The organism is Mycobacterium timonense, from assembly GCF_025821985.1.
In the GTDB taxonomy this organism is placed as follows: Bacteria; Actinomycetota; Actinomycetes; order Mycobacteriales; family Mycobacteriaceae; genus Mycobacterium; species Mycobacterium avium.
The window spans coordinates 45,039-65,931 of sequence record NZ_JACKSY010000014.1; the positions used below are offsets into that span (position 1 = coordinate 45,039).

The 20,893-nt window shown below is 68.1% G+C and carries 20 protein-coding genes; 6 read left to right on the top strand and 14 right to left on the bottom strand.

Annotated features, from left to right (window positions below; translation table 11 throughout):
• The first annotated feature begins 1 nt into the window (after position 1).
• Complete coding sequence (locus tag H7I87_RS04540) at positions 2 to 820, top strand: acyl-CoA dehydrogenase family protein (protein ID WP_009975021.1); 819 nt, start codon at positions 2 to 4, stop codon at positions 818 to 820.
• Between the two features lie 75 nt (positions 821 to 895).
• Positions 896 to 1,165 (top strand): DUF4190 domain-containing protein, encoded by a 270-nt coding sequence (locus tag H7I87_RS04545; protein ID WP_003873023.1) that lies wholly within the window; start codon positions 896 to 898, stop codon positions 1,163 to 1,165.
• An 8-nt stretch (positions 1,166 to 1,173) separates the two neighbouring features.
• Here H7I87_RS04545 and H7I87_RS04550 read toward each other — a convergent pair whose 3' ends face one another.
• A complete protein-coding gene (locus tag H7I87_RS04550; protein WP_009975020.1) occupies positions 1,174 to 2,349 on the bottom strand; it encodes an acyl-CoA dehydrogenase family protein in 1,176 nt (391 codons plus the stop codon).
• Between the two features lie 245 nt (positions 2,350 to 2,594).
• Between H7I87_RS04550 and H7I87_RS04555 the strand changes: the two genes are divergently transcribed.
• The 3 genes from H7I87_RS04555 (at position 2,595) to H7I87_RS04565 (ending at position 5,185) form a co-directional block, all read left to right on the top strand.
• Positions 2,595 to 3,245 (top strand): TetR/AcrR family transcriptional regulator, encoded by a 651-nt coding sequence (locus H7I87_RS04555; RefSeq protein ID WP_009975019.1) that lies wholly within the window; start codon positions 2,595 to 2,597, stop codon positions 3,243 to 3,245.
• Between the two features lie 237 nt (positions 3,246 to 3,482).
• A complete protein-coding gene (locus H7I87_RS04560; RefSeq protein ID WP_003873026.1) occupies positions 3,483 to 4,331 on the top strand; it encodes a mycofactocin-coupled SDR family oxidoreductase in 849 nt (282 codons plus the stop codon).
• A 23-nt stretch (positions 4,332 to 4,354) separates the two neighbouring features.
• The gene (locus tag H7I87_RS04565; RefSeq protein WP_024637094.1) at positions 4,355 to 5,185 is read left to right on the top strand and encodes an SDR family NAD(P)-dependent oxidoreductase; all 831 of its coding nucleotides are present in this window, start codon (positions 4,355 to 4,357) and stop codon (positions 5,183 to 5,185) included.
• A 46-nt stretch (positions 5,186 to 5,231) separates the two neighbouring features.
• Here H7I87_RS04565 and H7I87_RS04570 read toward each other — a convergent pair whose 3' ends face one another.
• The 9 genes from H7I87_RS04570 to H7I87_RS04610 form a co-directional block, all read right to left on the bottom strand.
• Positions 5,232 to 6,041 carry an SDR family NAD(P)-dependent oxidoreductase gene (locus H7I87_RS04570; RefSeq protein WP_023871396.1) on the bottom strand — a complete coding sequence of 270 codons (810 nt, stop codon included), beginning with the start codon at positions 6,039 to 6,041 and terminating at the stop codon, positions 5,232 to 5,234.
• 6 nt (positions 6,042 to 6,047) lie between these two features.
• Positions 6,048 to 8,495, bottom strand: coding sequence for a CaiB/BaiF CoA-transferase family protein (locus H7I87_RS04575; protein WP_050483918.1), 2,448 nt, complete (start codon positions 8,493 to 8,495; stop codon positions 6,048 to 6,050).
• 2 nt (positions 8,496 to 8,497) lie between these two features.
• Positions 8,498 to 9,625 (bottom strand): M24 family metallopeptidase, encoded by a 1,128-nt coding sequence (locus tag H7I87_RS04580; protein WP_031344496.1) that lies wholly within the window; start codon positions 9,623 to 9,625, stop codon positions 8,498 to 8,500.
• Positions 9,615 to 10,868 (bottom strand): M24 family metallopeptidase, encoded by a 1,254-nt coding sequence (locus H7I87_RS04585; protein WP_019732839.1) that lies wholly within the window; start codon positions 10,866 to 10,868, stop codon positions 9,615 to 9,617. The genes H7I87_RS04580 and H7I87_RS04585 overlap by 11 nt, the downstream gene beginning before the upstream one ends.
• The gene (locus tag H7I87_RS04590; RefSeq protein WP_031344497.1) at positions 10,868 to 11,929 is read right to left on the bottom strand and encodes an amidohydrolase family protein; all 1,062 of its coding nucleotides are present in this window, start codon (positions 11,927 to 11,929) and stop codon (positions 10,868 to 10,870) included. The genes H7I87_RS04585 and H7I87_RS04590 overlap by 1 nt, the downstream gene beginning before the upstream one ends.
• Before the next feature lie 148 nt (positions 11,930 to 12,077).
• On the bottom strand, positions 12,078 to 13,322 hold the full coding sequence (locus H7I87_RS04595; protein ID WP_031344498.1) for a cytochrome P450: 1,245 nt from the start codon (positions 13,320 to 13,322) through the stop codon (positions 12,078 to 12,080).
• A 22-nt stretch (positions 13,323 to 13,344) separates the two neighbouring features.
• Positions 13,345 to 13,539 carry a ferredoxin gene (locus H7I87_RS04600; RefSeq protein WP_003873034.1) on the bottom strand — a complete coding sequence of 65 codons (195 nt, stop codon included), beginning with the start codon at positions 13,537 to 13,539 and terminating at the stop codon, positions 13,345 to 13,347.
• Positions 13,540 to 13,551: 12 nt separating this feature from the next.
• A complete protein-coding gene (locus H7I87_RS04605) occupies positions 13,552 to 14,229 on the bottom strand; it encodes a TetR/AcrR family transcriptional regulator (protein ID WP_009975007.1) in 678 nt (225 codons plus the stop codon).
• Positions 14,230 to 14,291: 62 nt separating this feature from the next.
• Positions 14,292 to 15,098: an SDR family NAD(P)-dependent oxidoreductase gene (locus tag H7I87_RS04610; protein WP_023864109.1), complete on the bottom strand. Its 807-nt coding sequence runs from the start codon at positions 15,096 to 15,098 to the stop codon at positions 14,292 to 14,294.
• Between the two features lie 194 nt (positions 15,099 to 15,292).
• Here H7I87_RS04610 and H7I87_RS04615 point away from each other — a divergent pair, with 194 nt between their 5' ends.
• Positions 15,293 to 16,891, top strand: a complete 1,599-nt coding sequence (locus tag H7I87_RS04615) for a multicopper oxidase family protein (RefSeq protein ID WP_023871398.1) — start codon at positions 15,293 to 15,295, stop codon at positions 16,889 to 16,891.
• Between the two features lie 27 nt (positions 16,892 to 16,918).
• On the opposite strand, the gene H7I87_RS04620 is transcribed toward H7I87_RS04615, so the two are convergent.
• From H7I87_RS04620 to H7I87_RS04635, 4 genes are read right to left on the bottom strand one after another with little or no spacing between them, the layout of a single operon-like run.
• Positions 16,919 to 17,740, bottom strand: a complete 822-nt coding sequence (locus H7I87_RS04620; protein WP_023864110.1) for an alpha/beta fold hydrolase — start codon at positions 17,738 to 17,740, stop codon at positions 16,919 to 16,921.
• 12 nt (positions 17,741 to 17,752) lie between these two features.
• Positions 17,753 to 18,742 (bottom strand): cyclase family protein, encoded by a 990-nt coding sequence (locus H7I87_RS04625; RefSeq protein ID WP_023869738.1) that lies wholly within the window; start codon positions 18,740 to 18,742, stop codon positions 17,753 to 17,755.
• On the bottom strand, positions 18,730 to 19,557 hold the full coding sequence (locus H7I87_RS04630) for a coniferyl-alcohol dehydrogenase (RefSeq protein ID WP_023864111.1): 828 nt from the start codon (positions 19,555 to 19,557) through the stop codon (positions 18,730 to 18,732). The genes H7I87_RS04625 and H7I87_RS04630 overlap by 13 nt, the downstream gene beginning before the upstream one ends.
• Positions 19,558 to 19,582: 25 nt before the next feature.
• Positions 19,583 to 20,893: an LLM class flavin-dependent oxidoreductase gene (locus H7I87_RS04635; RefSeq protein ID WP_023861871.1), complete on the bottom strand. Its 1,311-nt coding sequence runs from the start codon at positions 20,891 to 20,893 to the stop codon at positions 19,583 to 19,585.

Consider the following 20,893-nt stretch of genomic DNA (forward strand, 5'->3'; position numbering starts at 1 on the left):
CGTGGCACCTTCGGCTGACGCCGAGTCGCTGCGCCTGCTGACCGACTCGCTGCGCACCACGATGAGCGCCGCCTCGGGAGCCAAGCTGGACGCCGCGCTGACCGATGTGGGCTGGCGCGACATGCTCGACGAAATGCCGGACATCGCAATCCCTTTGGTGTTCACACTGCTCGGCGAGACGGGAGCGCACGCCCCGCTGCTCAACGACGTGCTGCTGTGCGCGGCCGGCGAAGCACCCGGGGGCACCCTGGCGTTGCCGTTCACCGGCGGGTCCTGGGTGCTGTGGGAGCGCCGCGACAGCTGCGACTCGGCGATCGACGAGCTGCTGCCGATACACCGTGTGCCGCAGGGCGATCCATTGCCGGCCGCCGCGCTGCACGCGGGGTGGCGGGCGCTGGGCTGGTGGCTGGTCGGCACCAGCCGGGCCATGCTCACGCTGGGCCGCCGGCACGCCGTCGACCGCGTGCAGTTCGGTCGGCACATCAGCTCGTTCCAGGCGATCCGGCATCGGCTGGCCGAGGCCCTGGTAGCGGTCGAGGGCGCCGAGGCCACCCTGCAGGCCGCCGCGGAATGCGACGAGGACCCGGGCCTGGCCGCCCTGCTGGCCAAGGCCGCGGCCGGGCAGGCGGCGCTGACCACCGCACGCCACTGCCAGCAGGTGCTGGGCGGTATCGGGTTCACCGCCGAGCACCCGCTGCACCACCACATCAAGCGCTCGCTGATCCTGGACGGCTTGCTGGGCAGCGCCCGGGAATTGACCCGCCAAGCGGGAAAGACGCTGGTGACGACCGGATCGGCGCCGCGGCTCGCCCAGCTCTAGCACCCGGCCCGCCCCCTCACCGTGGCCGGCCGTGAGATGCTTCGCAGATGCGCGGAACCGCGAAGGTGAGAGGCGATGAGTGACCCGCAGCCGCCGCGAAACGAGTTCGGCGTCGCGTCGGTGCTGCTGGGTCTGGTCGGGCTCGTCACCTGCTGGCTGCTGCTGGGGGTGCCCTTCGGCATCGCGGCGGTGGTGACGGGCGACATCGCCCGCCGGCGAGTCGCCCGCGGCGAAGCGAGCAATCCCCGAACCGCGATGACGGGCATCGTGTTAGGGGCCGTCGCGATCCTTGCGGGGCTGGTGGCGATCAGCTACTACGCCCGCATGGATGCCCAAAACCGTTGACGCGCAGCTCAATTGCGCGGCAGCCCGAGGACGCGTTCGGCGATGATATTGCGCTGGATCTCCGACGTGCCACCGGCGATGGTGGCGGCGAAGGTGCGCGCGTAGCGGTCGAACCAGCTGCGGTAGTGGCTGTCCAGATTCAGCGGCGCGACCTGCGCGGTCACCGCCCGGCGCACCAGCCCGGCGGACCCCGCCGCCTCCAGCGCGTCCTCGGACGCGCGTTGCAGCGCCTCGGAGCCCAGCAGCTTGAGCACGGACTGGGCGGGCACGTCCTCTTCGCCGCGGGCGGCGGCGGCCAGCGCCGCCGATCCCAGCAACCGCAGGGCGTGCGCGTCCATCACCAGGGTGGCGTAGCGGTCCCGCTGCAGCGCATCGGCCGGACGGAAGTCGGCGCTCAATTCGTGCAGCAGGTCGACATAACCCATCCACAGCATGACGCGTTCGTGTCCCAGCGAACCGGTGGCCACCCGCCAGCCCTCGTTGAGCTCGCCCACCAGGTTCTCCGCCGGCACCCGCGCGTCGGTGAAGAACACCTCGTTGAAATCGATTTCGTCGATATCGCACATCGACGCGAACGGGCGGCGCACCACGCCCGGAGTGTCGGTCGGGATCAGCAGCACGCTGATCCCCTTGTGCTTGGGCGCATTCGGATCGGTGCGCACAAATGTCAGCAGCACGTCGGCGTCGTGGGCGCCGGAGGTCCACACCTTCTGGCCGTTGACCACGAAGTGGTCGCCGTCGAGCACGGCGCGGGTTTTCAGTGACGCCAGATCCGAACCCGCGCCCGGTTCGCTCATGCCCAGCGAGGCGGTCATCTCCGCGCGCAGAATCGGCACCGCCCAACGCTGCTTTTGTTCGGGGGTGCCGAAGCTCAACAACGACGCCGCGATGATCCCGACGCCCTGCGGATTGAAGCTCTGATAGATGCGCCGCCGCCCCAGCTCCTCGAAGTACACGTACTGCTGCAGCAACGTCGCGTTGCGGCCGCCGAACTCGGGCGGATTGCCGGGCAGCAACCAGCCGCTGTCGAACAGCAGCCGTTGCCAGCGGCGCGCCCACTCCGGTACGTGTGAGCTGGACCGCGGCCGTTCCAGCGCCTCGGCCTCGGCGGGCAGGTGCGCATCGAGGAAGGCGACGAATTCGGCCCGGAACGCCTCTACGTCGGCGTCAAACGTCAGCTGCACAGCACTTCCCCGGCTTCCCGAACTGGCCTCGCGCACCGTCGGTAGATCATGCTTTCCGCCGACGGCACGGTTCGCTCTTTGCGATTACGCTTCCCTACACACGTCTAAGAGAATAGTATTCTCGTGGTAAGAAAGTTACAATCTCCGACACGTGATCCGTGAGGGGGTCGAGCGCAGCGATGTCACGGCGTTCTCCGGTAGAGTCCAATCATGTTCTCCCCTCGCGGCAATCACCCGAGTCGGCCGTGACCAATCCGAGCGAAGAGCCGGCCTGGAAGCAGCGCGCCGTCGAGCGCTCCATCAAAACGGCGAAATTGCGTGCGGCGCAACGCGTTCAGCGTTTCCTCGACGCGGCCCAGGCCATCATCATCGAAAAGGGCAGCACCGACTTTACCGTGCAGGAGGTGGTGGACCGCTCCCGCCAGTCGCTGCGCAGCTTCTACCTGCAGTTCGACGGCAAGCACGAGCTGTTGCTGGCGCTCTTCGAGGACGCGCTGAGCCGATCCGCCGACCAGATCCGGGCCGCCACCGAAAGCCACACCGATCCGCTGGAGCGGCTCCAAGTCGCCGTTCAGCTGCTGTACGAGGCGTCCCGCCCGGACCCGACCGCCAAGCGGCCGCTGTTCACCGACTTCGCACCGCGTTTGCTGGTGACACACCCCGCTGAGGTCAAGGTCGCGCATGCGCCCTTGCTCGCGTTGCTGACGGAGCTGATGGAGGCGGCCGGCGAGGCCGGCAAGCTGCGCGCCACCATCAACCCGAAGCGGGTGGCCGCGATGACCATGCAAACGGTCATGTTCATCGCGCAATCCAGCGGCGGTCCCGACGACGCGACCACCCACCCCATCACCGCCGAAGAGGTGTGGGACTTCTGCTCGCGCGGCTTCGTCGCCTAGCTTCCCGACCGGACCTGTCCCGCACCCTCCCGGGTTGAGCAAATACCGCACGCTGTTTGCCGGTGAGAATGAGATTCTCTAATATCTAAAATCACGAATAGCCGAAACGGATTCGTCGTTGACACCCGTGTTGGCTGAATGACAGAGTTCAAAGTCGGCAAGACCCGCGGTCCGGGGAAGCGCGTGTGTTCTCCGCTGAGGCGCGCCGATCCGATCAAGTCAGGAGTTGAGGTAGCCATGACCGGACGTGTTGAGGGCAAAGTCGCTTTCGTCACCGGGGCGGCACGCGGTCAGGGCCGCAGCCACGCGGTGAGGTTGGCCCAGGAGGGCGCCGACATCATCGCCGTCGACATCTGCAAGCCCATCCGGGCGGGCGTGGTGGACACCGCCATCCCGGCCTCCACGCCCGAGGACCTGGCCGAGACCGCCGATCTGGTCAAGGGGCACAACCGCAGAATCGTCACCGCCGAGGTCGACGTGCGCGACTACGACGCGCTCAAAGCCGCGGTCGACAGCGGCGTCGAGCAGCTGGGCCGGCTGGACATCATCGTGGCCAACGCCGGAATCGGCAACGGCGGCGACACTTTGGACAAGACCAGCGAAGAAGACTGGACCGAGATGATCGACATCAACCTGGCCGGGGTGTGGAAAACCGTGAAAGCCGGTGTGCCGCATATGATCGCCGGCGGCCGCGGCGGATCCATCATCCTGACCAGCTCGGTCGGCGGGCTCAAGGCCTACCCGCACACCGGCCACTACGTCGCGGCCAAGCACGGCGTGGTCGGGCTGATGCGCGCCTTCGGAGTCGAGTTGGGACAGCACATGATTCGCGTCAATTCGGTACACCCGACGCACGTCAAGACCCCGATGCTGCACAACGAGGGCACCTTCAAGATGTTCCGTCCGGATCTGGAGAACCCGGGTCCCGACGACATGGCGCCGATCTGCCAGATGTTCCACACGCTGCCCATCCCGTGGGTCGAGCCGATCGACATCAGCAACGCGGTGCTGTTCTTCGCCTCGGACGAAGCCCGCTACATCACCGGCGTGACCCTGCCCATCGATGCGGGTAGCTGCCTGAAATAGAGTTCCGTCCCATGGACGGATTCCTGTCTGGTTTCGACGGCCGCGCGGCGGTGGTCACCGGCGGCGCCAGCGGCATCGGATTGGCCACCGCCACCGAATTCGCCCGCCGGGGGGCGCGTCTGGTGCTCTCCGACGTCGACCAGCCGGCGCTGGAACAGGCGGTCAACGGGCTGCGCGGCCAGGGGTTCGACGCGCACGGCGTGGTGTGCGACGTCCGGCATCTCGACGAAATGGTCCGTCTCGCCGATGAGGCCTTCCGGCTGCTGGGCGGCGTCGACGTCGTCTTCAGCAACGCCGGCATCGTCGTCGCGGGCCCGCTGGCCCAGATGAACCATGACGACTGGCGCTGGGTGATCGACATCGACCTGTGGGGCTCCATCCATGCCGTCGAGGCGTTCCTGCCCAGGCTGCTCGAGCAGGGCACCGGCGGGCACATCGCGTTCACCGCTTCCTTCGCCGGTCTGGTGCCCAACGCCGGCCTCGGCACCTACGGCGTTGCCAAGTACGGGGTCGTCGGGCTCGCCGAAACGTTGGCGCGCGAAGTCAAGCCCAACGGCATCGGCGTATCGGTGTTGTGCCCGATGGTGGTGGAGACCAAGCTGGTCTCCAACTCGGAACGGATTCGCGGCGCCGACTATGGGATGTCGGCGACGCCGGAGGGGGCCTTCGGGCCGCTGCCCACCCAGGACGAGAGCGTCAGCGCCGACGACGTCGCGCGGCTCACCGCCGACGCGATCCTGGCCAATCGGCTCTACATCCTGCCGCACGCGGCCGCCCGGGAGTCGATCCGCCGCAGGTTCGAACGCATCGACCGGACCTTCGACGAGCAGGCCGCCGAGGGCTGGACGCACTAGATAAATGGGGCCGGGCCCTCGGGGCTGTTGCGGCAGCGTCGGTGAGCTAACCGGCCGGGCCCAGTCGGTAGTCGCCGGTCCGCGGGTCGTGATACCACCCGCTGGAGGCCTGGGTGCCGCCGTCGACGTGCAGCGTCTGCCCCGTCAGGTACCCTGACATGTCGGAAGCCAAAAAAACTGCGGCACTGGCGATTTCGTCGACGTGACCGGGACGGCCCAGCGGAACGATGTTTCCCATCGCGGTGGTGGCGGCCTCACCGCCCAGCTGTTCCAGCCCTTCGGTGAGCGTGATGTCGGGCGCGATCGCGTTGACCCGGATGCCGTGCGGCGCCAGTTCCAGCGCCGCGGTCTTGGTGTAGTTGATGACGCCGGCCTTGGCCGCCGCGTAGGCGGCATAGCCCGGTGCCGCGCGCACGCCTTCGATGGAGGTCAGCGAGATGATGCTGCCGCCGGCGCCCACCGACACCAGCTGCCGGGCGATCCGCTGGGTGCACAGCAGCACGTGCCGAAGATTGGCGCGGTAGAGCGCATCCCAGCCGTTCTCGCTGGTTTCCAGCAGCGGCGAGGAGAACACCCCGCCGGCATTGTTTACCAGGATGGTGGGCGTGCCCAGTTCGGTGATGGTGCGCTGCAGCGCGGCGTCGACCTGGCCGCTGTCCCGCACGTCGGTGACGATGCCCAGTCCTCCGATGGATTCGGCTGCCCGCGTGCAGGTTTGCGCGTCGCGCTCCCAGATCGCCACCCGCGCGCCGAATGCGGCCAGCCCGGCGGCGATGCCGCGGCCGATGCCCGCCCCCGCCCCGGTCACCACCGCGACCCGGTCGGTGAGCAGGATGTCCGAGGGATCGATGGCCATCGCCGGTCAGCCCGCCGGGTGCATGGCCGGCGCGCTGCCGATGACACCTTCGGCCCGCAGCGTCGCGATGTCCGCGTCGGACAAGCCCAGCCCGGACAGCAGTTCCTGGTTGTGCTGCCCGAGCAGCGGCGCGGGCGCGGTGTGGAACCGATCGGGGCCGGCGGAGGATCTCATCGGCACGGTGCTGAGCCTAGCCGGGCCGTTGACCGGGTGGTCGACCTCTTCGAAAAAGCCCCGGAACGTCAGCTGTTCCAGCTCGGATTGCCGGTGGGGTTGCATGACCTTGGCCACCGGCACCCCGGCGTCCCAGAGGGTGGCGACGATGTCGTCGCGGCCGCGGCACTCGCACCACGCCGCGAGCTGCTTGTCGATGAAATCCTGATGCGTGTGCCGGCCAGAAGCGGTCGACAGCTCGGGATCCATTGCCCACGAAGGGGATCCGAGTGCGCGGCACAATCGGTGCCACTGGTCGTCGGTGGCCACGGCGATGGCGACCCAGCTGTCGAGCCGGCCGAATTCGTCGACGTCGGCGCTGAGGTAGAGGTTCTGCGGGGCGGCGGTGGGCCCCCGGTTACCGGCCCGCTCGAGCAGCGCGCCGTAGGCCGAGTACTCAATGACCTGCTCGGCGGCGATGCTCAGCGCGGCATCGACCATCGCCGCCTCGACGAACACCCCCTCGCCGGTGCGGCGCCGGTGCTCGAGCGCCAGCAGTATCGCGTTGAGGGCGTGCACCCCCGCGCACGGGTCGCCGATCGAGTACGGGTCATAGGGGGTGCGATCCGGGTAGCCGGTGAGCCAACTCAACCCGGACGCGGATTCGATGACGTAGGCGAATGCCGGGTTGTCCCGCCACGGCCCGGTGAGTCCGAAGCCGGGCATCCGCACCATGACCGCGTCGGCGCGAATCGATTGCACGGTGGCGAAATCCAGTCCGATCGCATCCAGCACCCGCGGGGTGAAATTCTCCACGATCACGTCGCAGGTGGCGATGAGCCGCCGCAACACGTCCCGGCCGCGCGGGCTCTGCAGGTCCAGGGTCAGGCCCTTCTTGTTGGTGTTCAGGGCCTCGAAGATGGGGGACTTCTCCCACCACCGGTCCTCGCTGACGGGCACCCCGGCGATCAGCCGGGTGCCGTCGGGACGGCGGGTGGACTCCACGTGGATGACCTCGGCGCCGAGCATGGCCATAAAGTGGGTGCAGCAGGGGCCCGCCCAGAATGTGGTGAGGTCCAACACCCGAAGGCCGTTGAACGGCAACGCCGTTCGCCCTCCGTCGGGCGCGGGCCGTGGCGTCAGTTCCGCGCCGCGGTAGCCCTCGGTGTGCTCACCGAGGCGTGGCGCAGGATGAGGCGCGCGCAGCTGCGCCGGGTGCATCCGGTAGGGGTGTGCCGGCTGCAGGAAGCCGTCGCGCGGATTGCGCACGAAGGACCCGCGCTCACGGAACTGATCGAACGACGTGACATTCGCCCCGTTGGCCACCGGGGCGTACGGGATGCGGAAGGCCGTTGCCAGTTCCTGGATTTCGTCGACGGGAGTGCGGGCCATCCAGGCGAAGATCTCGTCGGCGTAGATGTTGGCCAGCTCGGTGATCGACAGCGGCGAGTCCTCGTCGATCCACTCCGGGTGACCCACCATGGCGCACAGGTCGAACCACTGCTGGGCGGTGCCGCAGCCGACGTCCACCAGGCCGTCCTTGGCCTGCGCCACGCCCGGCACGGTCGGCCGCCGGGTGTCACGCCAGGGCCGGCCGAGCACCTCGAAGTAGGTGACCGGGTAGTAGGTGAGGCACAGGATCTGTGTCTCCAGCATGGACAGGTCCAGCAATTCTCCTCGGCCGCCGCGGATTCGGCGCCAGCGCGACGCCAGGGTGGCCGCGCTGGCATAGGCCCCGGCCAGATATTCGCCGACCTGACCGCCGACGAAGACGGGCGGGCGGTGCTGCTCGCCGCGCCCGAGGCCGATGATTCCTCCCGACCAGGCCTGCAGGGTGAACTCGGTGGCCGCCCGGTCCCGCCACGGGCCTTCCAGCCCGAACGGGGTGATCGAGGTGACGGTGAGATGGGGGTGGCGGGCGTGGATCGCCCGCGGCGTGAAGTCGTGGTGCTCGGCCACCGTGGACCCGCCCGACCAGACCACCGCGTCCGCCGCGGCCAGTAACCGGTGCACCAGCGCGGTGTCGTCCTCGTTGGCGGGGTCGGCGACGACGCTGTGTTTGGCGCCGGCCAGGAAGCTGAAGAGGGCGCCGTCACCGCCGGCCGGGACGGGGGCACCGGAGGCCGACCAGGCGCGCAGCAGATCGCCTTGCGGCGGTTCGACTTTGACTACGGCGGCGCCGCCGTCGGCCAGGAGCTTGGTGCAGTAGGCTCCGGCGATGCCGCTGGACAGGTCGATCACCGTATAGCCGGCCAGCGGGGGTTGCGTCACTGCTTCGTTCGCTTCGCCGGGACGGGGCATGGTCAGGGCTGCCAGAACGGGCTCGCGGTGAGCACTTCGGGTCCGTCGGCGGTGATCAGGACCGCTTCCCGGCCGAACACCGCGCCGACTCCTTCCTCCCACACGTATCCCGTCACGGCGAGCACCATCCCCGGCTCCAGCCGTTCGCCGGCGGCGGTCGCGGGCAGGTGCTGGGAGACCACCGGCGGGTCGAAACCCATACCCAGTCCGCGGGCCACCGGCATCGGCGGTGCCGGCTCCCCCGCGGCCCGGTAGGCCGACATCAGCTCGCCCGCCCCCACGCCCGGATGGCAGGCGCCGATCAGCTTGTCCCACAAGGCGTTCCAGCGCCGGTGCAGGGCCTCGGCGCCGCTGGGGGCGCGCTGCTTGTCGGCCGGCCAGGTGCGTCCCACTTCCCCGACGTAGCCGCCGGCCAGCACGCCGGCGGAGAATGCCACCAGGTCGCCGTCCTGGATACGACCGTCACCGTCGGCGCGCCGCCACGGATGGCTGCGCGAGGTCGCCCACGCCACATCCTGATTCGACGGGGTGCTCACCCCGCCCGCCGCGGAGGCCTCCAGCAGGACGCCGGCCAGCGCCTGCTCGCTGACCCCGGGGCGCAACTCCGAGACCGCGGCCGCCAGCGCCGACTCGGCGACCGCGATGGATTCCCGCAGCGCCACGATCTCCTCGGCGGTCTTGACGCGGCGGGCGGCCCGCATGGCCAGTTCTCCGTCGACCAGTTGCGCGTTGGGGAACACGGTGGGCAGCAGCTGCGCGAAAACCGGTGAGAGTGCGTCGGTTCCGACGCGCCGTGCGGTTTGGGTGCCGTCGATGCGGCGCAGCGCCGCCACGGTGTTGGCCGGGTTCCACGAGATGCCGTAGAGGTTTTCGTGCGGGATGTCCTCGGGCACGCCCTCGTCCCAGGTGCTGAGCAGGTGAACCGCGCCGGTCTCGCGCACCAGCACGCAGGTCGGGCCGAACGGCCGGGTGCCCGCGACCCACAGTTGCGGCGCCCCGGAGACGTAGCGGACGTTGGCCTGCCGGCCGAGCACCAGCACGTCGAGGTCGTGGGCGGCCATCTGGTCCAGCGCCCGCCGGCGGCGCCCCGAGCGCAGCGTGCGCCCGTCGGGGCAGACTTCAACTGACATGACGGCCATAGGGGTCATAGGGGTAGTCGGTCAAGCGGATCCAGCCCTCCTCGGTGATCACCAGGACCTCTTCGCTGCGGTAGCCGCCAGTGCCGTCCTCCCACACCACCGGCTCCAGCACCAGCACCATCCCGGCTTGCAGGACGAAGTTCTCGTCGAACTCCTGGCCGAGATCGGTGCCGATCATGGGCATTTCGGCGGCGTTGACGCCGATGCCGTGGCCCAGGTAGAAGTGCGGCAGCCACGGCTTCGCACCGCCGTTGGCCCCGATCGCGGCCCGGCCCAGATCGGCCGCGGTGGCGCCGGCCTTGGCGACGTCCAGGACCGCGGTCATGATTTCGAACCACTTGTCGAACTGGGCCTGTTGGCGCGGCGACGCGTCCCGCCCGACGATCCAGGTGCGGCCGAAGTCCGAGCAGTAGCCCTGGTAGGTGATACTGACGTCGGTCCACAGCACGTCGCCTTCGTCGAGCTCGCGCGCGGTGGACAGCAGCGGCAGCGCCAGGTCGCCGTGCGTGGTCCATACCCCCTCGGCCTTGCTCGGCGGCATCACCTGCCAGATCGGTTCCAGCATGCTGGCCGTGGCGCCCAGCTCGAAGGCGCGCCGCAAAAAGCTTGCCGACAAGTCGATTTGGCGGATACCGGGGGCCAGCCGCTTCTGCACCTCGACCATCGCCTCGTCGGTGATCCGGATCGCGGTGCGGATGCACGACAACTCGTCCGGTGTCTTGACCGCCTTGGCGGCGCCGACGATGGCCGCCGCGTCGACGGGGGCGCCGCGGGGGAACAGCGTCGCGGCCGCGCGGGACATTGCGCCGGTGCATTCGTCGACAGCGATCACGGCGTTGGCCGGAATCAGGTCGGCGACCGTGCGCGCGAAAGCCGCGACGCCTTCGTCGAATTCGAGATAGACCGGCCCGTGCAGATGGTCGGCGGGCAGGTCCGACTCGTGTGCGGCGCCCTCGCGGAACGGCAGGAACAGGTGCGGCCATTCGTCGTCGGCGAGCACCACGGCCACCGGCCGCTCGACATAGGACAGCCCGGCGTCGCCGAGTGGCCAACTGGCGCCGGTGGCATAGACGACGGCGTTGTTGCCGAGCAGGATCATCGCGTCGACGCCGCGCTCGGCCATCGCCGCCCGGAGCCGGGTTCCGGTGTCGCGGCGCAGCCGGGTCAAGTCCGGTGTCTCCGGAATCACCAGCCCTTCACCGGTTTTGGTGTCCAGATGCGCGAGTGTCGTCACTACAAACCCAGGAATTTCGTCACATTGCCGCTGACGATCTGCGCCGCGTTCGCCGGCCCGACGGCGTCGACGACGGCCTTCAGCGACTTCTCGGAATAGCCGTAGGTGCTCTCGTTGTGCGGGTAGTCGCTGGACCACATCACCTTGTCCACCCCGATCTGGTCGATCAGCCGCAGGCCGAGCGGGTCGACCATGAACGAGGCGCTCATGTGGGTGTCCCAGTAGTAGCGCACATCGTGCTGCAGCGGCCGGTTGAACATGTGCTGGTAGGACGCGACCAGGTGCTCGCCGTCCTGCAGCGCCCACGGCACCCAGGAGATGCCGCCCTCGAACCAGCCGATCCGCAGCCCGGGGTGATCGTCGAGGATGCCGCCGAAGATGTATTTGGAGAACGTCTCCCGGAATCCGTCGATGTTGATCATCATCCCGACGACGACGCTGTTGAACTCGGTCGGGCTCTTCGGCGGCGTTTCCCCGATGTGGTGCGTGACGGGCAGGCCCGCGGCCTCGATCTCGTCCCAGACCGGTCTCATGGCGGTGCTGGAGTAGTCGATCATGTTGCCGTCGTCGTCCTTGCCGGGATTGAGCGGCATCAGGAAAGTCTTGAGCCCCAATGCTTTCAGCTCGTCCAGGGTCTTTCTGGTGCCCTGCGGGTCCCACCAGTTGATCAGCCCGGCGCCGTAGAAGTGCCCGTTCGAGCGCTCCTGCAGCTCGGCGATGTATTCGTTGTATATGCGGAAGGCGAGCTCGCGAAGTGTCTTGTCGGGGTAGTGGAACAGCGCCAGCACCGCGTTGGGGAAGGCCAGTTCCTTTTCCACCCCGTCCTCGTGCAACTCCTGAATCCGCGCCTCGATGTTGGTGCTCGCCGCACCGGGGAGGTCGTCGTACTGCATCAGCACGGCGCTGAAGTCGCCGGGCAGGAAAGACTGTCCCTTGCGCCCGACCTGGTAGGCGCCGTCCTCGTACCAGATCCGCGGCGCCTTGTCCTTCAGGTCATCCGGAAAGCGTTGGTAGAAGATGTCATCGGCCAGCGAGATGTGGTTGTCCGCCGAGAAGACCACCGTGCCCTCCGGCAGGCCGACATCGCTGCCCACGGCGTGACCGCGCCGGTTCTTGGGGGCGCCGTATCCTCCGGGCGGGTACAGGGAAACGGGGCTTGTTTGAGTCGTCATCATTGACCCTCCATTCGGATCCGCAATCTTTCGTGGGCTACCAGGTCACCGGGAGTTCGTAGACGCCGTAGGCGAGGCGGTCGTCCTTGAACGGAACCTCCTCGATCGGAATCGCAAGTTGCAGTGTGGGAATGCGGCGTACCAGGGCGTGGAACACGATCTGCAGCTCGGCGCGCGCCAGCTGCTGGCCCACGCATTGATGGCGGCCGTAGCCGAATGCGACGTTGCGGTCGGCGCCGGAGCGATGCAGGTAGAGCCGGTCGGGTTCGGGGAAGACGCGCGCATCCCAGTTCGCCGGGGCCAGGTCGATGATGATCCCCTCACCGGCCCGGATGGTCTCCCCGGCGATGTGGATGTCTTCGAGCGCGACGCGGCGCTGGCCGTTCTGAATGATGCTGAGGTAGCGCAGCAATTCCTCGACTGCGCTGGCGATCACCTTGGGGTCTTCGGCGTCCCGGATGACGGCCAGCTGGTCGGGGTTTTCCAGCAGGGCGAGCACGCCGAGACCGATCATGTTCGAGGTGGTTTCGTGCCCGGCGATCAGCAGGCCGGTGCCCAGCTGCGCGGCCTCCTTCACGCTGAGCTCCCCGGCCCTGACCCGCTCGGCCAGATCGGACACCGCGTCCTCGGCGGGGTTCTCCATCTTGGCCTCGACCAGCTGGGCGAGGTATTTGTTCAGGCTCATCGCGCCTTTGACGGTGTCCTCACCGGTGGCATAGCGCGCGAGGCCGACGTTGGCGTGGTGCTGGAACATGTCGGCGTCCTCGTAGGGGACCCCGAGCAGCTGGCTGATCACCAGCGAGGGCACCGGCAGGGCCAGCGCGCTGACGATGTCGGCCGGTTTCGGTCCGGCCAGTATCGCGTCGATGTGCTCGTCGGTGATCTGCTGGATGGTCGGGCGCAAACCCTCGACACGCTTGAACGTGAAGGGTTTTGACAGCATGCGCCGGAACCGGGTGTGTTCTTCGCCGTCGGCGGTGAAGACCGACCGCGGACGCTTGTGCACCGTGGACAGCATGCCCGCGTTCCAGTGCGGGAAGCCGGGCAGCCGGTCGTCGACGCTGACCCGCGAGTCCGAAAACAGTTCGCGCACTTGCTCATAGCCTGTGATGAGCCACGGTGTGCTGCCGTCCCAGATCCGCACCCGCGACAACGGCTTGTCGTGGGCCAGCGCCATGACGTCCGGTGGCGGCGCGAACGGGCAGCCGGCCTGCCGCGGCATCGGGTAGTCCGGAATGTCGGCGGTCTGCTCGGTCGCGGTGCTCGTCAGGGTGTCTGACATGGTGTTGTTCCTCGCCGTGTCGTCATTCTTCAACGCGGATGGCCAGGGCGGGGCAAGCCGCCGCCGCGCGCCGCGCGCCTTGCGCCTGCTCGGCCGTGGGATGGGGGTTGAGCAGGACGACGACGCCGTCGTCGTCGCGCTGGTCGAACACCTCGGGGGCATTCATCACGCAGTTCCCCGACGATGCGCAAAGGTCTTGGTCGACGGTCACTTTCATCTGCCCAGTCCTTCACTCGTACGGCGTCACGGGCGCCAGCCACAGGCCCACGATCGCGTCGATGAGGCCGGATGCCGCGGCCCGCCAGGAACGATGGGAGGTCGACGTGCCCGCGGCGAGCGCACGTTCACGGTCGGCGCAGGTGTGCATCAACAGGTTTCGAGCCATGATGTTGCGTTCGAAGTGCACTTCTGCCGGCAGGTCGGGCAGGCAGCGGTTGATGCCCTCGACGACCTGCACCAGCGACGGCGAGCTGAGCGCGCCCTTGACGATGATGTTGTAGTAGGCGGGATCGGTCATCGCCTGCGCCGCGAACCGCGCATACCAGGTCGGATTTCCCAGCTCCTCGAGGTGGTCGGTGAGGGGGCGCACCAAACAGGCCACCCAGCTGCGCAATTCGGCGTCCCGGCCGCCCCCGGCGCCGGACTCCAGCAGCTCGGCGACCATCTGCTCGCGCAGCTGCTCGACGGGCCCGCGGTGCTTGTGCTCGATGGCGCGCACCAAATCGGCCTTGGTGCCGAAGTGGTAACCGACCGCGGCGTTGTTGCCCTGTCCGGCGGCCTCGCTGACCTGCCGATTGGAGACGGCGAACATGCCGTGCTCGGCATAGAGCCGCTCGGCGGCCACCAGGATCGCCTCCTGCGTGGAGCTGGCCCGCTCGGTGCGCACGGGCCGTCCGATGGTGGTCATTGCGCCAGTCAACCGCGCCCGCGCTTTTAAGTCAAGCGATTGATTTAAAATTTCGGCGGGTGTCATCCCTGCCGCTTCGAGCGCATCGCCTTGCCAGCCGAGGTCCCGCCGTCCACCGGCAGCACCGTCCCGGTGACGTAGCGCGAGCGGTCGGTGGCGAAATACAGCGCCGCCTCCGCGACGTCGTCGGGTGTGCCCTCGCGCTTGAGCGGCCGGTCCTCGCGCATTCCCTCGCGGATCCGCGCCTCGAACCGCTCCCGCTGCTCGGGGTCCATGTCGCCCGCCGACTTCCCGAGAATCGGCGTCGGTATGTTGCCGGGCGCGATGGCGTTGACGCGAATGTCATAGCGCGCCAGCTCAATTGCCGCGGCCTTGGTGAACTGGATGACCGCTGCCTTGGAGGCGCGGTAGGTCATCACTCCCCCGCCGGCCTGGATCCCGCCGATCGAGGTCAGGTTGATGATCGCCCCGCCGCCGTTGTCGGCCATGTGGCGCGCCGCGTCTCGGGTACCGGCCATCACGCCCAGCACGTTGACGCCCATCACCCGGTGGAAGTCGGCGAGGTCGTCGTCGAGCAGCCGGCGCAACGGGCTGGAGATTCCGGCGTTGTTCACCATCACGTGCAGGTCGCCGAATTTCTCGACGGCGGCTGCGACCAGAGCCCCGACCTGTTCGATGTCGGAGACGTCGGTGCGGCGGAACACGGCCTCACCGCCCAGCTCGGCGGCCAGCCGCTCTCCCCGCTCGGTCTCGATATCGGCGATGACGACCCGCGCCCCTTCTGCCACAAAACGTTCCACGATTCCGCGACCGATGCCGGACGCCCCGCCGGTGACGATGGCAACCTTGCCAGCCAGTTCGTTGACCACACGACGAGTTAATCGGCGGCAACGGTGTTAAGTCAAGCAACTGATTTAAGGGTGGCCGGGAATGCGGCCGCCGATCGGTCGGACCCGACCCGTGCGACACGGCCGGAATCGATGACGGCGCTTGCATTCCGGCCGACACACGAGCACGGTATTAGGGCGCCCGAGGCCCACTCGACGAAGACGGGGAGCGACCAATGCCTGTGCCGCCGGCCGGTGATACCCCGTCGGAACGAAGGCAGCTCAGCAGGCGCGGTTTCATGGCCGCCGGTATCGCCGGCGGATTGGCGCTCGCGGGCTGCGGTCAGTCCAAGCCGGACCCGTCGCGCAACACGCGGATGGCCGCCGCCATCGCCACGGCCGAGGCCGCCCGGCCGCACAGCGGCCGCACCGTAACCGCGCACCTGACACCGCAACCGGTGCAGATCGATTTGGGCGGACCCGTCGTGCGCACGCTGGCCTTCGGCGACTCCATCCCCGGTCCGGTGATCCGCGCCGCCATCGGCGACGAGGTCGCGGTGACGGTGGCGAACCGGCTTGACCATTCGACATCGGTGCATTGGCATGGCATCTCGCTGCGCAACGACATGGACGGCGCCGAGCCCGCCACCCCCAACATCGCGGCCGGACACGACTTCACCTACCGGTTCTCGGTGCCCAATCCCGGTACCTACTGGGCACATCCGCACACCGGTCTGGACGAGGACACGGGTCTTTATCTGCCGGTCATCGTCGACGACCCGGCCGAGGCCGACTACGACGCCGAGTGGATCGTCGTGCTCGACGACTGGACCGACGGCGTCGGCAAGAGCCCGGCCCAGTTGTACGGCGAATTGAGCAATCCGAACAAGCCGCCACGCAACCCGCCCGAGACGACGACGTCGACCACCCCCACCACGACCGAGACATCCCCGGCCACGACGACCGAGACCACGTCGACCACCCCGACGACGGCCGCCGCGGCTCCGCCCGGCGTGGGCAGCAGCGAGCTGCTCGGCGGCGACGCCGGCGACATCGCCTACCCCTACTATCTGGTCAACGGTCGAATTGCGGCTTCCCCCAAGATATTCAACGCCAAGCCCGGCCAGCGGATACGGATTCGTCTGATCAACACGGCCTCGGACACCGCGTTCCGGGTCGCACTGGCCGGGCACTCGATGACGGTGACGCACACCGACGGCTATCCCGTGGTGCCCGCTCAGGTCGATGCCCTGCTGATCGGCATGGCCGAACGCTACGACGTCACGGTGACCGCGGGCGACGGTGTCTTCCCACTGGTCGCCGTCGCCGAAGGCAAGAACGCGCTGGGGCGGGCCCTGCTGTCCACCGCCGCGGGCAGCACACCCGACCCGCAGTTCCAGCCGGGCGAACTCACCAAACGGGTGGGCACGGTGGAGATGTTCACCGCCACCACGCCGGTCAACCTGGGCCGCCCCGATCCCGGTCTGGATCTGCCGATCGTGCTGGGCGGCAACATGATCCAGTACAACTGGACGATCAACGGCGAGCCGTACAGCAAGACGAATCCGCTGCTCGTGCACGAGGACCAACGGCCCACCCTCTCTTTCGAGAACACCACGATGATGTATCACCCGATTCACCTGCACGGGCACACATTCCAGGTGATCAAGCCCGACGGCAGCCCGGGCGCCCGCAAGGACACCGTCATGGTGCTGCCCAAGCAGAAACTCGCCGCTGTCCTGTCCGCCGACAACCCCGGCACCTGGGTGATGCACTGCCACAACACCTATCACCAGGTCGCCGGAATGGAGACCCGGCTGGACTATGTCCTGTGACGCTGCCTGTGACGCCACTGCTTACGCTCAGGCGGTCGCCAGAAAATCCATCAGCAACTGGTTGACCACGGACGGCTGCTCGATCTGCGGACAGTGCCCGGCATCGTCCACCACGACGGAGCGCGCGCCGTCGATCTGCTTGGCGATCTGAGCCGACCAGCCGGCGGGAAGGAGTTTGTCGCCTCCGCCCTCCACGACAAGCGTTGGCACACCAATGCGTTCGTAGGCCCGGGCGCTCGACGGCGTCGGGGACGGCGTGGCACCCGGCCGCCGGAACCTGGCCGCGGCGATGGCCTCCCACGCCCCCGGCGCGGTGCTGGACTCGTGCCGGCGGCGCACGTAGTCGTCGTCGGCGGGATAGGCCGGGTCGAAGAACAGCGCTTCGATGATGCGGCGCATCGCGGGCAGCGTGGCGTCGTAGTTCTGCAGCGCCTCGAAATACTCGTTCTGCTGGATTTCGCCGCCGCCGCAGATGATCACGGCGCTGCGGACCGGCCACAGCGGGCTGTCCGACGTGGCGTCGGTGAGCAGATTGATGGCGCCCATAGAATTGCCGACGACGTGCGCCGACTCGACGCCGAGCAGTTCGCAGAACCGGGCCACGTGCCGGATCCGCATGCCGCGACCGTCGACGAAGTCGATGACCTTGGCGGACCCGCCGAAGCCCAACTGGTCGGGCGCCAGCACCCGGTAGCGCGCGGCGAGTGCGGCGATGTTGCGTTCCCAGCCGAGCTCGGCGCTGGCCCCGAACTCCCCGCCGTGCAGCAACACCACCGGGTCGCCCTCGCCCGCCTCAAGGTAGCTGGTGACCAGGCCATCGACCGACATCGTTTTGCGATGAATCTCCATCGCCCGCCTTCTCTATTTGATCGCGATCGGGTTCACCGGCGAACCCACTGCCCCCACAAACCTCAACGGCGGTGCGACAAGCTGGAATTCGTAGACGCCGTCGGCCGCGCAATCGGTCGCCAGCGCGCTGAGGTCCCAGTACTCGCCGAGCATCAGCCCCATGTCGCGCAGGGTCAGCAGATGGAAGGGCAAAAACACCCCGTCGACGCCGGACACCGGATCTTCGACCTGCAGGTTGTCCGAGGCGACCGCGGCGACCTCGTGGTCATGCAGCCACTGGGCGCATCGCCAGTCCAGCCCGGAATACGGTTCGGTCTTGTTCCCTGTTTCCAAATATCTTGTCCACCAACCGGTCCGGATGAGCAGGATGTCGCCGCGCTCGATCGTCACGCCCTGGGCGCGCACGACGTCATCCAATTCCTGTGGGGTGATCGGGTTTCCGTGCTCCAAGAAGACCTCCGCGCCGCGATGGCGCACCAGATCCAGCAGCACCCCGCGCGACGTGATGCCCTTGCCGTCCACCTTCTCGATGCCCAAGCGGCGGGCGCCCAGGCTGGTCACCGAGCCGGCGGGGACGCCGTTGTAGAGCAGGTCGTCGTAGTAGACGTGCGACAGCGCATCCCATTGGGTGGCCGCCTGCAGCGGCATGATGATCATGTCGTCGTTGAACCGGAACAGGTTGTCGACGAAGTAGGGGCCCATCTGCGCCGCTGTCGGGTTGCGGTCCCAGCCGGGTCCGTACTGGGCCAGCGTGGCGGCGTCGCCGCCGTCCACGGTCATCACGTGGATCGGGTTGTGCCGAAACCCGAAGGCGCCCTGCGGTCCTGACGAGCCGAAGTCCACGCCGAGCGGAAACACTTTTCCGTGCTGCACCAGGCTGGCGGCCTGGGCGATCTTTTCCTCGGTGATGAAGTTCAGTGTGCCGAGCTCGTCGTCATCGCCCCAGCGACCCCAGTTGCTGACGTCGCGGGCGGCCCGGCGGAAGTCGGTCACACTGGCCACGGGGTACGCCCTTCCTCGAGTTCGCGAGCGATCGCGGCGCCTACATTTCCGCCGTCGACCCACACCACCTGGCCCGAAATATAGCTGGCCGCATCGCTATTGAGGAACAGCAGCACCGCTGCTTGCTCGGCGGGCCGGCTGACCCGGCCCAGCGGTTTGGGGATGTCGTCCAGGAAGCCCTGCCCGTAGGAGGTGCGCAGTTGATCCAAGATCGGCGTCTCGGTGACCCCGGGGCCGGTGCAGTTGATGCGGATACCACGAGCACCCAGCGGGGTGACGCTGCGCATGGTGTAGAGAATCAGGGCTTCCTTGGACAGTTGATAGCCGGTGCCCAGCGCTTCGGGATGGCTTGTGCACCAGTCGATACCCTCCCGCATGGTGGCGGTGTCCAGCAGCGGCGCCGCCTGCCGCAGGTGCTCGCGGTACCCGGCGGCGGCGAGCGAGGACACGCTCACGATGGACGACCCGGCCACCATCTTCGGGATCAGCGCCTCGGTGAGTTGGCGCGTGCCCAGGAAGTTGACGGTCACCACCAGCGGCGGGTTGCCGATCCCCGAGGACACGCCCGCGATGTTGAACAGCGCGTCGACGGGGCCGTCGATGCCGGCCGCGGCGCGGTCGATGGACTCGGGATCGGCCAGGTCCACCTCGTGGAACTCGCCGAGTGCGCAGCCGGGCCGGCGCTGGTCCAACCCGATCACATCGGCGCCGAGTTGGCCGAGCTGGCGCACCACCTGCTCGCCGATGCCCGACGCGCATCCGGTCACCACCGCGCGGCGGCCGTCATAGCGCCACAGCGCGTCGATCTCTGCCACGTTTCGCCCCGAAATCCGTTGAGAACTACTTCTTCTGCTGCTGTTGTTCCTTCGCCCGCTGCGCGGCCTGGACCCGGCCTTCGTTGATCTCCGCCATGGCCTCGGGGATCTCGCTGGCGGTGAACTTACCGCCCCGACCGGTGGGCAGTCCACCGAACGAGTAATTCTCGTCGAACTGCGGCGCGGTCGACTTCGGTCGGCGCGCCTCCACCTTTTCGATCACCGGCGCCAGCCTGGTGGCCTTGTCGGCCACGGCTTTTGCGTCCCGCTCGATGAATTCAGGGAGCACCTCTTTGCCCATCAGTTCGATGGATTCCATGGTGCCCTCGTGGCTGCGCGGGTTGAGCAGCAGGATGATCTCGTCGACGCCGCTTTCCTCGTAGCCGCGCAGGAACTCGCGCACCGTGGCCGGCGATCCGATGGCGCCCCGCCCGGGGCCGTAGGCCAGCGTCGGATCCTTTTCCACCTCTTCGAGATACCGCTTCCACACACCGGTTCGCCCGGGCGTGTGCACGCCGGTCATGTAGTAGTGCATGATCCCGAACGAGAAGAAGCCGCCGCCCTTGCCGAGCCGCTGCAGCGCCTCCTCGTCGGTCTTTGCCACCATCATCGACAGGTCACCGCCGATGGCCAAGATGTTCGGGTTGATCGCCGGCGTGACGGGCACGCCGTTCTCCTCGAACTCCTTGTAGTAGCCGTTGACGCGCTCGGTCAGCGGGCCGGGGCCGGTGTAGGCGAAACTCAAGGCGCCGATTGCCTTTTGGGCGGCCATCTGTACGCTGGCCGGCCGCGTGCAGGCCACCCACACCGGTGGGTGCGGCTTTTGCAGCGGCTTGGGAATGACGTTGCGCGCCGGCATCTGGACGTGCTCGCCGTGGAATCCGCTGAACGGTTCCTCGACCATGCAGCGGATCGCGACCTCGAGGGCCTCCTCCCACTGGGCCCGCTTGTCGGCGGGGTCGATGTTGAACCCGCCGAGCTCACCGACCGACGACGATTCACCGGTGCCGAACTCGACGCGGCCGTTGGACAGCAGGTCCAGGGTGGCGATGCGTTCGGCGACCCGGGCGGGGTGGTTGACCGCCGGCGGCAGATGCATGATGCCGAAACCGAGCCGGATGTTCTTGGTCCGCTGGCTGGCGGCGGCCAGGAAGATCTCCGGCGCCGTGGAGTGACAGTACTCCTCGAGGAAGTGGTGCTCGGTCAGCCAGACGGTGGAGAAACCCGCCTTGTCGGCCGCCTCCACCTCGTCCAGGCATTCCTGCAGCAGGACGTGCTCGTCGTCGGGGGCCCAGGGCCGCGGCAGGGCGAATTCGTAGAACAGCGAGATTTTCAT